Here is a 14438-nt window from a genome sequence, read left to right on the forward strand (position 1 = left end):
GCGTCCGCGGTCCGCCGGGCGACCCGCACGCAGCCAGCGGCCACGCGCCGGCCGGCGCACGACCGAGGTGGAGGACACGTGAGCGAGCAGCCGTCGTCGCAGGAGCAGGACCGCAACGGACCGGGCAGCGCGCGGCGCGTCCTGCTCAAGCTCTCGGGCGAGAGCTTCGGCGGTGGCTCCGTCGGGCTCGCCGTGCCCGTGGTGCGCCGCATCGCCGAGGAGATCGCCGTCGCCGTCCGCGAGGGCGTGCAGGTCGCGATCGTCGTCGGCGGAGGGAACTTCTTCCGCGGCGTCGAGCTGCAGGTCAGCGGCATGGACCGCGCCCGAGCCGACTACATGGGCATGCTCGGCACGGTGATGAACTGCCTGGCGCTGCAGGACTTCCTCGAGCAGGCCGGCGTGAGCACCCGCGTGCAGACGGCGATCACCATGGGTCAGGTCGCCGAGCCGTACATCCCGCTGCGCGCCATCCGGCACCTGGAGAAGGGCCGTGTCGTCATCTTCGGCGCCGGCGCCGGCATGCCGTACTTCTCCACCGACACCGTCGCGGTGCAGCGCGCCCTGGAGACCCACTGCCAGGAGGTCCTCATGGCGAAGAACGGCGTCGACGGCGTCTACACGGCCGACCCGCGGACCGACCCCGACGCGCGCAAGCTCGACCACCTGACCTACACCGAGGCGATCGTGGGTGAGCTCGGTGTCATGGACACCTCGGCCCTGAGCCTGTGCCGCGACAACGACGTGCCGATGCGCGTGTTCGGCCTCGAGGAGATCGGGAACGTCACGCGCGCGCTCGAGGGTGAGAAGATCGGGACGCTCGTCACCGCGAGCTGAGGAGCCGGCTGCGGCCGATCCCCCCGCACGCCCCAGGTCCGCACCACATCAGACGAAGGAGCACCGGTGATCGACGACACACTCCTCGAGGCCGAGGAGAAGATGGACAAGGCCGTGGAGGTCGCCAAGGACGACTTCGCGGCGATCCGCACCGGCCGCGCGAACGCGGCGATGTTCGCCAAGGTGTTCGTGGACTACTACGGCTCCCCGACGCCGCTGCAGCAGCTCGCGTCCTTCAACGTCGTCGAGGCGCGGACGATCCTGGTGTCGCCGTTCGACAAGTCGTCGATGGCGGCGATCGAGAAGTCCCTGCGCGACTCGGACCTCGGCGTCAACCCGACCAACGACGGCAACGTCGTGCGCGTCGTGCTGCCCGCCCTGACGGCCGAGCGGCGCAAGGACTTCGTCAAGCTCGCCAAGTCCAAGGCGGAGGACGCGCGCATCTCGGTGCGTTCCGTGCGCCGCCGGGCGAAGGAGGAGCTCGACCGCATCGCGAAGGACGGCGAGGCGGGCGAGGACGAGGTCGCACGGGCCGAGAAGGAGCTCGAGTCGCTCACGAAGAAGCACGTCGAGCTGGTGGACCACCTCCTCGCCTCCAAGGAGAGCGAGCTGCTCGAGGTCTGATGACGCAGCTCGCAGCCCCTCGCAAGACCACGGGCGGCCGGGATCTCCCGGCCGCCGTGGCCGTCGGCGTCCTCCTGCTCGGGGCGGTCGGCGCGTCCCTGTTCATCCGCAAGGAGGCGTTCGCGGCCTTCGCGGTCATCGCCGTCAGCGCGGCGATGTGGGAGCTCGCGCAGGCGTTCACGCGCCGGTCGATCCACCTGCCCCTCGTGCCGCTGGTCGTGGGCTCGGCCGGGATCCTCGTCTCCGCGTACGTCGCCGGCACGGAGGCGCTGTTCGTCGCGTTCCTGCTGACCGTGGGTGGCGCGGTCGTCTGGCGCGTCCTCGACGGCAGCGGCGAGGCGGCCCTGCGCGACGCGTCGGCCGCCACGTTCGCCGCGGCCTACCTGCCGTTCCTCGGCGGGTTCGTCATGCTGATGCTGGCGGAGCCCGACGGACCGGCGCGTGTCGCGCTGTTCGTGCTGCTGGCCGTCGCGTGCGACACCGGCGGCTACGTGGTCGGCAGCCTGCTGGGGCGGCACCCGCTCGCGCCGTCGGTGAGCCCCAAGAAGTCCTGGGAGGGCCTGCTCGGCTCGCTCGTGCTGACGAGCGTCGTCGGCGTCGTCGGGATCCAGACGGTGTTCCACGGCCAGCCGCTCGTGGGCGCGCTGCTCGGTGTCGGCGTGGTCGTGAGCGCGACGCTCGGTGACCTCGCCGAGTCCATGATCAAGCGCGACCTCGAGCTCAAGGACATGGGTCGGCTGCTGCCCGGCCACGGCGGCGTGCTCGACCGCCTGGACTCGCTCCTGCTGACCGCGCCGACCGTGTGGGTGCTGCTCACCGTCCTGCAGCCCGCCGCCGGCTGAACGCCACCACCCCGGAAGGAGGCGCCGACCGTGAGCACCACCCCTGTGCGCCTGCAGCTCACCGCCCCGAACCGCGGAGCGCGCGGCAAGCCGCCGCGCCACTTCGTCGACCTGACGCCCGACGAGCGCGTCGCCGCCGTGACCGCGCTCGGCGAGAAGGCGTTCCGTGCCAAGCAGCTCGCGACGCACTACTTCACCCACCTGACGGCCGACGCCGAGGCGATGACCGACCTGCCGAAGGCGTCGCGCGACGTCCTCGTCGCGGACCTCTTCCCCGAGCTGCTGACGACGAGCCGGACGCTCACGGCCGACCACGGCACGACCGTCAAGACCCTGTACCACCTGTTCGACGGCGCGAAGGTCGAGTCGGTGCTCATGCGGTACGCCAACCGCACGACGCTGTGCGTCTCGTCCCAGGCGGGCTGCGGGCTGGCGTGCTCGTTCTGCGCCACCGGCAAGATGGGTCTGCTGCGCAACCTGTCGACGGCCGAGATCGTCGAGCAGGTGAGGCAGGCGGCCCGTGCGCTCGCCGCCGGTGAGGTCCCCGGGGGCGCCACCCGGCTGAGCAACGTGGTCTTCATGGGCATGGGCGAGCCGCTGGCGAACTACAAGGCCGTCATGGCGACGGTGCGCAGGCTCGTGGCCCCCGCGCCCGACGGCCTGGGCATGTCCGCCCGCAACGTCACGGTGTCCACCGTCGGCCTGGTGCCGGCGATGGACAAGCTCGCGGGCGAGGGCATCCCGGTGACGCTGGCGCTCTCGCTGCACGCGCCCGACGACGAGCTGCGCAGCGAGCTCGTCCCGGTCAACACCCGCTGGAGCGTCGACGAGGCGCTGGACTCCGCGCGCCGGTACTTCGACGTCACCGGGCGCCGCGTGTCCATCGAGTACGCGCTGATCCGCGACGTCAACGACCACGCGTGGCGTGCGGACCTGCTGGGGGAGAAGCTCGTCGCGCGCGGGTCCGGGTGGGTGCACTGCAACCCGATCCCGCTGAACCCGACGCCCGGCTCGCGCTGGACGGCGAGCGATCCGCAGGTCGAGCGCGAGTTCGTGGCACGCTTGCGTGCGCACGGCATCCCCACGACCATCCGGGACACCCGTGGCAGCGACATCGACGGCGCGTGCGGCCAGCTCGCGGCGGAGGAGGACGAGTGAGCGACGGCATGTTCCGGACCGTGTCCGGTCTCAGGCGCGGCTACGACCCGGACGAGGTCGACGAGTTCTTCTCGCACGCCCGCTCGGTCTACGAGCAGGGGCCGGCGACGTCCTTGTCGGGTGCCGACGTCCGGCAGGCGGCGTTCGACATGGTGCGCGGCGGGTACGTCACCGCGGCCGTGGACGCCGCGCTCGACCGGCTGGAGGCGGCGTTCGTCGCGCGCCACCGCAGCCAGTTCGTCGCCGAGCGTGGCCAGGAGGCGTGGATGGCGCACCTCGGGGCGCAGGCGCGCACGCTGTACGGCCGGCTCGGCCGGCCCGACGGTGACCGGTTCGCACCGCCCGAGGGGCGCAAGCCCGGCTACGAGCCCGCCGACGTCGACGAGCTGTGCCACCGCCTCGTCGCCTACTTCGACACCGGTGCGCCGCTGACGGCGGGCGAGGTCCGCGCCATGACGTTCCGTCGTCGCAACGGGCGCAACGGGTACGCGGAGGGGCCGGTCGACGCGTTCGTCGCGCGTGCGGTCGAGGTCCTGCTCGGGGTCGAGTGAGCGCCGTGCAGCGTCGGCGGACGTGGGCGCCGTGAGCCGCTCGGTGGTGGTGCTCGGCTCGACGGGTTCGATCGGGACGCAGGCGCTGGACATCGTCGCGGCCGCCCCCGGCCGCTTCACGGTCGCGGGCCTGTCGGCGGGCGGGGCGAACCTCGAGCTCCTGGTCGCCCAGGCGCGTGCGCACGCGGTCCCGGTCGTCGCGGTCGCCGACCCGGCCGCCGGCCCGACGCTGCGGGACGCGCTGCCGGGCACGCGGGTCCTGGCCGGACCCGATGCCGCCGCGGAGCTCGCGGCCACCGGCGCCGACGTCGTGCTCAACGGCATCACCGGGTCGGTGGGCCTCCTGCCGACGCTCGCGGCGCTGCGGGCCGGGTCGACGCTGGCCCTGGCGAACAAGGAGTCGCTCGTCGTCGGCGGGGCGCTCGTGCACGCCGCGGCCGTGCGGCCCGACCAGATCGTGCCCGTCGACTCCGAGCACTCCGCCATCGCCCAGGCGCTGCGCTCGGGCGCCCCGGGGGAGGTCCACCGGCTCGTGCTCACGGCGTCGGGCGGGCCCTTCCGCGGGTGGAGCGCCGAGCGGGTCGCGTCGGCCACCCCGCAGCAGGCGCTCGCGCACCCGACCTGGTCGATGGGGCCGGTCGTCACGGTGAACTCGGCGAGCCTGATGAACAAGGGGCTCGAGCTCATCGAGGCCCACCTGCTGTTCGACGTCCCCGTGGAGCGGATCGCAGTGGTCGTGCACCCGCAGTCGGTGGTGCACTCGATGGTCGAGTTCGTCGACGGGTCGACGATCGCGCAGGCCTCGCCGCCGGACATGCGGTTGCCGATCGCGCTCGGGCTGGCGTGGCCGGACCGCGTGCCGAGGGCTGCGCGGCCGTGCGACTGGTCCGCCGCGACGTCGTGGACCTTCGAGCCGCTCGCCGAGGACGTGTTCCCCGCGGTCGGCCTGGCGCGGTCGGCGGCCGCCGCGTCCGCGACGCACCCGGCGGTCTACAACGCCGCGAACGAGGAGGGCGTCGCCGCGTTCCTCGCCGGCCGGATCGGCTTCGGCCGGATCGTCGCGACCGTGGCCCGGGTGCTCGAGGAGCACGACGGCACGACGGCGCAGGCGCTCACGCTCGACGCGGTGCTCGACGCCGAGCGGTGGGCGCGCGCGCGGGCGCGCGAGGTGCTCGCGGCCGGCTGACGCGCCGTCCGGCTCAGCGACCCAGCAGCGGTGCCACGGCGTCGGCGACCCGGCTGGGTCGCCCGGTGCGTGCCTCGACGCGGTCCGACCAGGTCGTGGCCCAGCGCGCGGCGGTGATCCCCGCCCATCGCAAGGGCTCCGGCTCCCACGGGGGTGACCGGTGGCCCACCCACGGCAGCCGGGTGAGCGGCGTGTCCGCGCCGGTGACCAGGTCGGCGAGCGTGCGCCCCGCCAGGTTCGCCGCGCCGACACCGTCACCGACGTAGCCGCCTGCCGCACCGATCCCGGTGTCGGGGTCGAGCACCACCGACGGGTGCCAGTCGCGCGGCACACCCAGCGGCCCGCCCCACGCGTGGGTGACGTCGTAGCCGTCGACCTGCGGGAAGAGGTCGACCAGGGTCCGGTGGAGGTGCTCGTGCACGCGCGCGACGTGGTCGTACGACGCGTCGAGACGCGAGCCCAGGTGGTAGGGCGCGCCCCGTCCGCCGAAGGCGATGCGGTCGTCCGCCGTCCGCTGCCCGTAGACGACGAGGTGCCGGGCGTCGGTGAACGTCTGCCCGTCCGCGAGCCCGATCTGCGACCACACGTCGGGGGGCAGCGGCTCGGTCGCGATCATCAGCGAGTACACGGGCGCGACCGTGCGCCGCCCGCCCGGCAGGGACGCCGACCACGCCTCGGTCGCCCGCAGCACCCAGCGGGCCCGGACGGTGCCGTGGTCGGTCACCACGGCACGTGGCGAGACGCGCAGCGCGCGGGTGCCCTCGGCGATGCGGGCGCCGCGCTGCTCGAGCACGCGTGCGAGGCCCTGCACGAGGCGGGCCGGCTGGACGCGCGCGCAGTCGGGCGTCCAGGCACCCGCGAGCACGCCGTCCGCGCGCACGTGCGCCGCGACGCCCTCGGGGTCCAGGAGGTGCGCCTCGTCCCCCCAGCGTGCGGCCTCCTCGACCTCGGCCGCGACGCGCAGCACCTGGGGCGGGGTGCGTGCGAGGGTGACCGTCCCGCCGAACCGGAAGTCGCAGTCGATCTGCTCGGCGGCGGTGACGCCCCCGACCTCCACGACGGTGTCACGCATCGCCGCGCGCATCGCGAGTGCGGCGTCGGGGCCGTGCCGACGTGCGAGCGCGTCGGGTGCGACGGGGAAGAGCGCCGAGCACCACCCGCCGTTGCGCCCGCTGGCCCCGAACCCGGCGGTCCGTGCGTCGAGCACGAGGACGTCGAGCGACGGGTCCGCCTCCAGGAGGTAGTACGCCGTCCAGAGCCCGGTGTACCCCGCCCCGACCACCACGACGTCGGCCGTCGTGTCGCCGTCGAGCGGAGCGCGCGGCTGGGCGGCGGCAGGGTCCTCGCCGACCACCTGGTCCCACCACAGGGAGACGTCGGCGAGCGTCACAGGCGCGCCCACGCCTCGGTCAGCACCCCGCGCAGGATCTGCTCGATCTCGTCGAACTGCGCCGGGCCGCACGTCAGGGGCGGCGCGAGCTGGACGACCGGGTCCCCGCGGTCGTCGGCGCGGCAGTACAGCCCGGCCTCGTACAGCGCGGGGGTCAGGAAGCCGCGCAGCAGCCGCTCGGACTCGTCGTCGTCGAACGTCTCCCGGGTCGCCCTGTCCTTGACGAGCTCGATGCCGTAGAAGAAGCCCTCGCCGCGCACGTCGCCGACGATGGGCAGGTCGAGCAGGCGCTCGAGCGTGCTGCGCAGCACCGGGGCGTTCTCGTGGACGTGGTCGACCACGCCCTCGGCCTCGAAGAGGTCGAGGTTGGCCATGGCGACGGCCGCCGACACGGGGTGGCCGCCGAACGTGTAGCCGTGCGCGAAGCTCGTGGAGCCCGTCGCGAAGGGCTCGTACACCCGGTCGGACACCAGGCAGGCGCCGATGGGCGAGTAGCCCGACGTCATGCCCTTGGCGCACGTGATCATGTCGGGGACGTAACCCAGGTCCTCGCACGCGAAGATCGAGCCGATGCGCCCGAACGCGCAGATGACCTCGTCGGAGACGAGGAGCACGTCGTGCTCGTCGCAGATCTCCCGCACCCGCTCGAAGTACCCGGGCGGGGGTGGGAAGCAGCCGCCCGCGTTCTGCACGGGCTCGAGGAAGACCGCGGCGACCGTCTCGGGCCCCTCGAACTCGATGGCCTCGCCGATGCGGTCGGCGGCCCAGCGGCCGAAGGCCTTCGGGTCGTCGCGCAGGTGCTCCGGGGCACGGTACGCGTTGGTGTTGGGCACCTTGTGGGCACCGGGCACGAGCGGCTCGAACGGCGCCTTCAGCTCGGGCAGGCCCGTGATGGACAGCGCGCCCTGCGTGGTGCCGTGGTAGGCGATGGCCCGCGAGACCACCTTGTGCTTGCCGGGGCGTCCGCGCAGCCTCCAGTACTGCTTCGCCAGCTTCCAGGCCGTCTCGACGGCCTCGCCGCCACCCGTCGTGAAGAAGACCCGGTTGACGTCGCCCGGTGCGTGGGCGGCGAGGCGCTCGGCCAGGTCGATCGCCTGCGGGTGCGCGTAGGACCACAGCGGGAAGAACGCGAGCTCGCGCGCCTGGGCCGCCGCCGCTGCGGCCAGCTCCTCGCGCCCGTGGCCGAGCTGCACGACGAACAGCCCCGACAGGCCGTCGATGAGGCGGTGGCCGTCGGCGTCCCAGATGTGGTGACCCTCGCCGCGCACGATCGTCGGGACCCCGTGGTCCCAGGCGCTCTGCCGCGTGAAGTGGCCCCACAGGTGGGCGCGGGCGGCCGTCTGCCGGTCGGTGCCGCGTGCTGTGGTGGTCATCGCGTCCCCCAGTTGTAGAGCTGCTTGTGCAGGCGCAGGTAGACGAACGTCTCGGTGCTGCGGACCCCGGGCAGGGTCCGGATCGTCTCGTTGAGGACGGTCAGCAGGTGCTCGTCGTCCTCGCACACGACCTCGACGAGGACGTCGAACGAGCCGGCGGTCACGACCACGTAGTCGACCTCCGGGATGGTCGCGACGTGGTCCGCCAGGACGTTCAGGTCGCCGTCGGCGCGGATCCCGATCATCGCCTGGCGCCGGAAGCCCACCTGCATCGGGTCCGTGACGGCGACGATCTGGATGACGCCGGACTCCTGCAGCCGCTGCACACGCTGCCGCACGGCCGCCTCGGACAGGCCGACGGCCTTCCCGATCGTCGCGTACGGCCGGCGTCCGTCCTCCTGGAGCTGTTCGATGATCCCCTTGGCGGCCGCGTCGAGCGCGACGGCGCTGCGTTCTGACGTCATGGCCCCGATCGTGGTACCCCGCGCCGCGCCGCGGCAAGTGGATCCGTGGGCCGGCCGCTGGTTCACGCACGGATCCGTGGCGAGGAGGGCGGGCGACGACGGATCCACCGGTGACCGACGCTTCCGGTCGCGCTCCGGTCGCACTAGCCTCGCGGGATCGCACCGCCCGACACCGCCGTCCGCCGGTCGCCCGGCGCCAGGAGGAGGACCGTGACCGTCACCGCGAGCGAGCTGACCAACGTCGTCGACGGCAAGGACGTCCCGGCGCAGGACGGCCGGACGACAGCCGTCGTCGACCCGAGCACCGGGCAGGAGTACGCACGGGCGCCGCTCAGCGGCCCCGCGGACGTCGACCTCGCGTTCGCCGCCGCGGACCGGGCGGCCGCGGCGTGGGGACGCACGACACCGGCCGAGCGGCAGACGGCGCTGCTCGCCCTCGCCGACCTCGTCGACGCGCACGCCGACGAGCTGGTGACGGCGGAGTCGCGCAACACCGGCAAGCCGCTGCACCTGACGGTGACCGATGAGGTGCCGCCGTGCGTCGACCAGCTGCGGTTCTTCGCCGGTGCCGCGCGGGTCCTGACGGGGTTGTCGGCGGGGGAGTACCTCGAGGGCCACACCTCGTGGCTGCGCCGTGAGCCGGTCGGCGTCGTCGGCCAGGTCACGCCGTGGAACTACCCGCTGATGATGGCCGTGTGGAAGATCGCCCCCGCGCTCGCGGCCGGCAACACCGTCGTCCTCAAGCCCTCGGACACCACGCCGGTCACGACGGTGAGGCTCGCGCAGCTGGCCACGCAGGTGCTGCCGCCCGGCGTGCTCAACGTCGTGTGCGGCGACCGGAGCACGGGCCGGGCGCTCGTCGCCCACCCGCGCCCCGACCTGGTGGCGATCACGGGGTCCGTGCGCGCGGGCTCCGAGGTCGCGCGCGCCGCGGCCGACGGCCTCAAGCGGGTGCACCTGGAGCTCGGCGGCAAGGCCCCCGTGCTGGTGTTCGACGACGCCGACCTCGAGGCGGCGGCCGAGGGGATCGCGGAGGCGGGCTACTACAACGCCGGTCAGGACTGCACGGCCGCCACGCGGGTGCTGGTCCACGCGCGGGTGCACGACGACCTCGTCGCGGCCCTCGTGCCGGCCGCGCGGGCGAGGCGCACGGGCGCCCCCGACGATCCCGGCGTGGCGTTCGGGCCGTTGAACAGCGCGGCGCAGCTCGCGCGGGTGACCGGCTTCCTCGACCGTCTGCCCGACCACGCGCAGGTCGCCGTGGGCGGCGGGCGGCCCGACGGCCCCGGGTACTTCCTCGAGGCCACGGTCGTCACGGGGCTGCGGCAGCAGGACGAGGCGGTGCAGGAGGAGATCTTCGGCCCGGTGATCACCGTGCAGGCGTTCGACGACGAGGACGAGGCCGTGCGTCTGGCCAACGACGTGAGGTACGGCCTGGCGTCGTCGGTGTGGACACGGGACCACGCGCGCGCGCTGCGGGTCTCACGTGCGCTCGACGCCGGTGTCGTGTGGGTCAACACGCACCTCCCGTTCGTCGCCGAGATGCCGCACGGGGGGTTCAAGCACTCGGGTCACGGCAAGGACCTCTCCCTCTACGGGCTGGACGAGTACACCCGGGTCAAGCACGTGATGTCGGCCTTCGGGGCCTAGGGCGCACCGGGACGAACCGGGAGGGGTCCGACACGTGGGCGGCCCTGTCACCTTTCGGGAGCACGCCAGTAACATGTCGCCGCGTCGTGTCTCAGGCATGTTCTTCGTCGCGAATGTTCCGGGAATGGAAACTTTTCGTTGCGCCTGGCCCGTGGCACCACGGATTCCTTGTGCGAGCACCTGCGGGTGCGCCACGATCCAGCCGGGTCGCGCGTCGTCGCGGCCCGCACGAGAGGAGCGAGATGAGCAGCGACCGACGTCCGCTCCCGGGGGACCCCCGGGTGCGTGAGCTGGTGCGGCAGGCTCGGGGGGTCTCCCGGCGGCGGTTCCTGGCGGGGGCGGCCGGCGCCGCGGGGACCGGGGCGCTGCTGGCGGCGTGCGGGACCGGCGGCCCCACGCAGGCGGGGCCGGACGGCGGTGGTGGCTCAGGCGCGCTGCGGTGGGCGAACTGGACGCAGTACCTCGACCAGAATGTGGAGGGCACCGGCTTCCCCACCCTCGAGGCGTTCGAGGAGACGTCGGGGATCGACGTCGAGTACTTCGAGGACATCGAGGACAACGACTCGTTCTACGGCAAGATCTCGCGCCAGCTCGAGAGCGGGCAGGACATCGGCTACGACGTCGTCACCCTCACCGACTGGATGACGGCGCGGTGGATCCGCCAGGAGCACGTCGCCGAGCTCGACCGCACGCGCATGCCCAACGCCGCGAACATCCTGCCGAACCTCGAGTCCGTCGACTTCGACGACGGGCGCAGGTACTCCCTGACGTGGCAGTCCGGCTTCGCGGGCATCGCGTGGAACATCGAGGCGATCCCGGACGGTCTGCGCTCGGTCTCGGACCTGTGGGACCCGCAGCACAAGGGCCGCATCGTCGTCCTGTCCGAGATGCGCGACACGATCGGCCTCATCATGCTCGAGAACGGGATGGACCCGGCGGGCGACTGGACCACGGACGACTGGTTCGACGCCCTCGACGTGGTGCAGCGCAACCTCGACGACGGCCAGATCCGCCAGGTCCGCGGCAACTCCTACACGGAGGACCTCAAGTCGGGCGACGCGGTCGCCTGCATGGCGTGGTCGGGGGACATCACGTCGCTGAACTACGAGGTCGGGGGCAAGTTCGCGTTCGCCATCCCCGACGCCGGCGGCACGCTGTGGAGCGACAACGTCATGGTGCCGAAGGCCTCGCCGCGCCGGGCGCAGGCGGAGGAGCTCTTCGACTACTACTACGACCCCGAGGTCGCCGCCGAGGTCGCCGCGTGGGTCAACTACATCACCCCGGTGCAGGGGGCCCAGGAGGTGCTGGCGCGGACCGACCCCGAGCTCGCCGAGGACCCGATGATCTTCCCGACCGAGGAGATCCTGTCCCGGGCGCACGTGTTCCGGACGCTGACGCCGGCGGAGGAGGAGCGGTACAACGGTCAGTTCCTCCAGGTCATCGGCGTGTGAGAGCGTGACCGCCCTCGGGACGCAGGTGGCCGCGGACGTCGTCGCGGCAGGGCCGGGCGAGGCCGCGCTGGAGGTGGCGGCGGTGACGAAGCGCTTCGGCGGCTTCGTCGCCGTCGACGAGCTCAGCCTGACCGTGCCCACGGGGTCCTTCTTCGCGCTCCTCGGCCCCTCGGGCTGCGGGAAGACGACGACGCTGCGCATGGTCGCCGGTCTCGAGCGGCCGTCGGCCGGGACCATCCGCCTCGCGGGTCGCGACGTCACGGAGGTCCCCGCGCACCGGCGGGCGGTCAACACGGTCTTCCAGTCGTACGCGCTGTTCCCGCACCTCGACGTGCTCGAGAACGTCGCGTTCGGCCTGCGCCGCCGGCGGGTGCGCGACGCGCGGGCCCGGGCGCTGGAGGCGCTCGACCTCGTCGAGCTCGCGCACCTCTCGCGGCGCCGCCCCGGCGAGCTGTCGGGCGGCCAGCAGCAGCGCGTCGCGCTGGCGCGCGCGGTCGTCAACCGTCCCGCGCTGCTGCTCCTCGACGAGCCGCTGGGAGCGCTCGACCTCAAGCTGCGTCGGCAGATGCAGCTGGAGCTCAAGCGCATCCAGGCGGAGGTGGGGATCACGTTCGTGCACGTCACGCACGACCAGGAGGAGGCCATGACGATGGCCGACACGGTGGCGGTCATGAACCACGGGCGCATCGAGCAGCTCGGGGCGCCGCCGGACCTGTACGAGCACCCGCGCACGGCGTTCGTCGCGAACTTCCTCGGGCAGTCCAACCTGGTCGCGGGCACCGTGGTCGAGACCCTGGCCGGCGGTGCGACGCTCGGCGTGGACGTCGCGGGCACCCGCGTCGCCGTGCCGGTCGCGCGCAGCGTGGCGGCCGGCCCCCGGGTGCTCGTGGGCGTACGACCCGAGAAGATCCGGCTGCTCGACGACGCCGCCGCCCCCGACGTCGCCGACAACGTGCTGGGTCCCGGCACGGTCGTCGACACCTCCTTCACGGGCGTCAGCACGCAATACCAGGTCGAGGTCGACGGCGTGGGGACGTTCGGCGTCTTCGCGCAGAACGCCGGCGGCGGCCCCGTGCACGCCCCCGGCAGCAGGGTGCGTCTCGCGTGGGCGCACGCGCACACGTTCGCGCTCGACGGTCACGAGGAGGTCGCGGCCGGCACGGTCGACCTGGACGACGTGCCGTGAGCGTGGTCGCGGCCCTGAGCCGGCCGCCCGGCGCCGCCGCACCACCCGGCCCGGGCGGTCCGCGCCGGCCCGGTCTGCGCCGGCTCCTCGCGCCCGGGCTGCTGTACCTCGTCCTGCTCTTCGTGCTCCCCGTGGGCATGCTGCTCGCGACGTCGCTGTACGCACCGGTCCCGGGTGGCGAGCTCGGCGAGTTCGCCCCGGCGCTGAGGTGGCAGAACTACACCGAGGCGCTGGCGCAGTTCTGGCCGCAGCTGCTGCGGTCGTTCGGGTTCGCCGCCGTCGCCACGGTGGCGACGCTGCTCGTCGGCTACCCGATGGCCTACGTCATCGCCGTGCGGGCCCGTGGCCGCCCGGGGGTGCAGGGCCTGCTCGTGGTGCTGGTCGTGGCGCCGTTCTTCACGAGCTTCGTCCTGCGCACCGTCGCGTGGAAGCAGATCCTCGCCGACGAGGGCGCGGTGGTGGCGGCGCTGCGGTGGCTGCACCTGCTGGCACCGGACGGGCGGGTCTCGGCGACGCCCGTGGCGGTCGTCATCGGCCTGACGTACTCGTTCCTGCCGTTCATGGTGCTGCCGCTGTTCGCGGCTCTCGAGCGGCTCGACCCGCGGCTCCTGGAGGCGGGCTCGGACCTGTACGCCACGCCGCTGACCACGTTCCGCACCGTCACCCTGCCGCTGTCCGCGCCGGGTGTCGTGGCCGGCACGCTGCTGACGTTCATCCCGGCGGTCGGTGACTACGTCAACGCCGCGCTGCTGGGCAACAACAGGAGCACGGTGATGATCGGCCAGGTCATCGACGCCCGGTTCTTCCGCGTCCTGGACTACCCGACGGCCGCCGTGCTGTCGGTGGTGCTCATGGTCTCCATCCTCGCGCTCGTCACGTCGTACGTCCGGCGCGCGGGCACCGAGGAGCTCGTGTGAACGGGCTGCGCCTCGGACGGGCCGTCGTGCCGACCTTCGCCGCGCTCGGTTTCGTGTTCCTGCTCGTCCCGATCGCCTACACCGTGCTGTTCTCGTTCAACGACGCGGCCAAGTCGAACCTGGCGTGGCGGGGGTTCACGCTCGACGCCTGGCGCAACCCGTGCGGGGCGCCCCGCGTGTGCTCCGCGCTGGTCGGGTCGCTGCAGGTCGGGCTCGTGTCCACGCTCGTCGCGACGGTCCTGGGCACGCTGCTGGCCGTGGCGCTCGTGCGAGGACGGTTCCGCGGCCGCGGGGCCGTGAACCTCCTGGTGTTCCTCCCGATGGCGACGCCCGAGGTGGTGCTCGGCGCGGCGCTCGTCTCCCAGTTCCTGTCGCTGCGGCTCCCGCTCGGCTTCGGGACGGTCGTGCTCGCGCACGTCATGTTCTGCCTGAGCTTCGTGGTCGTGGCCGTCAAGGCGCGCGTCGCGACGCTCGACCCTGCTCTCGAGCACGCCGCGGCCGACCTGTACGCCTCGGGCTGGCAGGCGTTCTGGCGGGTGACGTTCCCCCTGCTGCTGCCCGGGATCGGCGCGGCCGCGCTGCTCGCCTTCAGCCTGAGCTTCGACGACTTCATCGTCACGAGCTTCACGTCGGGGCCCTTCACGACGTTCCCCGAGTTCGTCTACGTGTCCGCGACGCGCGGCATCCCGCCGCAGGCCAACGTCATCAGCTCGGCGATGTTCGCCGTCGCGCTGCTCGTCGTGGTCGTCGTGCAGCTGGTGCACCGGGCACGACGCCGGGGCTGACGTCGCGCGGCTGCGCCGTCCGGGCGG

14 protein-coding genes are annotated in these 14438 nt (G+C 73.3%); 11 read left to right on the forward strand and 3 right to left on the reverse strand.

Features of this window, described 5'->3' with window-relative positions:
- Positions 1-78 precede the first annotated feature (78 nt).
- The 6 genes from pyrH to dxr all read left to right on the forward strand — a co-directional run bounded on the left by pyrH (position 79) and on the right by dxr (position 5195).
- Positions 79-834, forward strand: coding sequence for a UMP kinase (pyrH, locus tag NP075_RS07615; RefSeq protein WP_227565089.1), 756 nt, complete (start codon positions 79-81; stop codon positions 832-834).
- 66 nt (positions 835-900) lie between these two features.
- The gene (gene frr, locus NP075_RS07620; protein WP_227565088.1) at positions 901-1458 is read left to right on the forward strand and encodes a ribosome recycling factor; all 558 of its coding nucleotides are present in this window, start codon (positions 901-903) and stop codon (positions 1456-1458) included.
- On the forward strand, positions 1458-2300 hold the full coding sequence (locus NP075_RS07625) for a phosphatidate cytidylyltransferase (RefSeq protein ID WP_227565087.1): 843 nt from the start codon (positions 1458-1460) through the stop codon (positions 2298-2300). Before frr ends, NP075_RS07625 begins: the two co-directional genes overlap by 1 nt.
- A gap of 30 nt (positions 2301-2330) precedes the next feature.
- Positions 2331-3458, forward strand: a complete 1128-nt coding sequence (gene rlmN / locus NP075_RS07630; protein ID WP_227565086.1) for a dual-specificity RNA methyltransferase RlmN — start codon at positions 2331-2333, stop codon at positions 3456-3458.
- A complete protein-coding gene (locus NP075_RS07635; protein ID WP_227565085.1) occupies positions 3455-4009 on the forward strand; it encodes a DivIVA domain-containing protein in 555 nt (184 codons plus the stop codon). Before rlmN ends, NP075_RS07635 begins: the two co-directional genes overlap by 4 nt.
- Positions 4010-4040: 31 nt before the next feature.
- Positions 4041-5195 carry a 1-deoxy-D-xylulose-5-phosphate reductoisomerase gene (gene dxr, locus NP075_RS07640; RefSeq protein ID WP_227565084.1) on the forward strand — a complete coding sequence of 385 codons (1155 nt, stop codon included), beginning with the start codon at positions 4041-4043 and terminating at the stop codon, positions 5193-5195.
- A 13-nt stretch (positions 5196-5208) separates the two neighbouring features.
- Here dxr and NP075_RS07645 read toward each other — a convergent pair whose 3' ends face one another.
- From NP075_RS07645 to NP075_RS07655, 3 genes are read right to left on the reverse strand one after another with little or no spacing between them, the layout of a single operon-like run.
- Positions 5209-6597, reverse strand: a complete 1389-nt coding sequence (locus NP075_RS07645; protein WP_227565083.1) for an NAD(P)/FAD-dependent oxidoreductase — start codon at positions 6595-6597, stop codon at positions 5209-5211.
- On the reverse strand, positions 6582-7958 hold the full coding sequence (locus NP075_RS07650; protein WP_227565082.1) for an aspartate aminotransferase family protein: 1377 nt from the start codon (positions 7956-7958) through the stop codon (positions 6582-6584). The genes NP075_RS07645 and NP075_RS07650 overlap by 16 nt, the downstream gene beginning before the upstream one ends.
- The gene (locus NP075_RS07655) at positions 7955-8422 is read right to left on the reverse strand and encodes an Lrp/AsnC family transcriptional regulator (RefSeq protein WP_227565081.1); all 468 of its coding nucleotides are present in this window, start codon (positions 8420-8422) and stop codon (positions 7955-7957) included. The genes NP075_RS07650 and NP075_RS07655 overlap by 4 nt, the downstream gene beginning before the upstream one ends.
- A gap of 210 nt (positions 8423-8632) precedes the next feature.
- Between NP075_RS07655 and NP075_RS07660 the strand changes: the two genes are divergently transcribed.
- The 5 genes from NP075_RS07660 to NP075_RS07680 all read left to right on the forward strand — a co-directional run bounded on the left by NP075_RS07660 (position 8633) and on the right by NP075_RS07680 (position 14411).
- Positions 8633-10072 (forward strand): gamma-aminobutyraldehyde dehydrogenase, encoded by a 1440-nt coding sequence (locus NP075_RS07660; protein WP_227565080.1) that lies wholly within the window; start codon positions 8633-8635, stop codon positions 10070-10072.
- 242 nt (positions 10073-10314) lie between these two features.
- Positions 10315-11523: a polyamine ABC transporter substrate-binding protein gene (locus NP075_RS07665; RefSeq protein WP_227565079.1), complete on the forward strand. Its 1209-nt coding sequence runs from the start codon at positions 10315-10317 to the stop codon at positions 11521-11523.
- A 4-nt stretch (positions 11524-11527) separates the two neighbouring features.
- Complete coding sequence (locus tag NP075_RS07670) at positions 11528-12709, forward strand: ABC transporter ATP-binding protein (protein WP_372456726.1); 1182 nt, start codon at positions 11528-11530, stop codon at positions 12707-12709.
- Positions 12706-13626 (forward strand): ABC transporter permease, encoded by a 921-nt coding sequence (locus tag NP075_RS07675; RefSeq protein ID WP_227565078.1) that lies wholly within the window; start codon positions 12706-12708, stop codon positions 13624-13626. The genes NP075_RS07670 and NP075_RS07675 overlap by 4 nt, the downstream gene beginning before the upstream one ends.
- Positions 13623-14411, forward strand: a complete 789-nt coding sequence (locus NP075_RS07680; protein WP_372456725.1) for an ABC transporter permease — start codon at positions 13623-13625, stop codon at positions 14409-14411. Before NP075_RS07675 ends, NP075_RS07680 begins: the two co-directional genes overlap by 4 nt.
- Positions 14412-14438 lie beyond the last annotated feature (27 nt).

The organism is Cellulomonas wangsupingiae (genome assembly GCF_024508275.1).
Classification (GTDB): Bacteria; Actinomycetota; Actinomycetes; order Actinomycetales; family Cellulomonadaceae; genus Cellulomonas; species Cellulomonas wangsupingiae.

Bases quoted from the DNA above. Each gene is read 5' to 3' on its own strand.
- NP075_RS07625 (WP_227565087.1), top strand. From the start codon at position 1,458: ATGACGCAGCTCGCAGCCCCTCGCAAGACCACGGGCGGCCGGGATCTC.
- NP075_RS07650 (WP_227565082.1), bottom strand. From the start codon at position 7,958: ATGACCACCACAGCACGCGGCACCGACCGGCAGACGGCCGCCCGCGCC.
- NP075_RS07655 (WP_227565081.1), bottom strand. From the start codon at position 8,422: ATGACGTCAGAACGCAGCGCCGTCGCGCTCGACGCGGCCGCCAAGGGG.
- NP075_RS07665 (WP_227565079.1), top strand. From the start codon at position 10,315: ATGAGCAGCGACCGACGTCCGCTCCCGGGGGACCCCCGGGTGCGTGAG.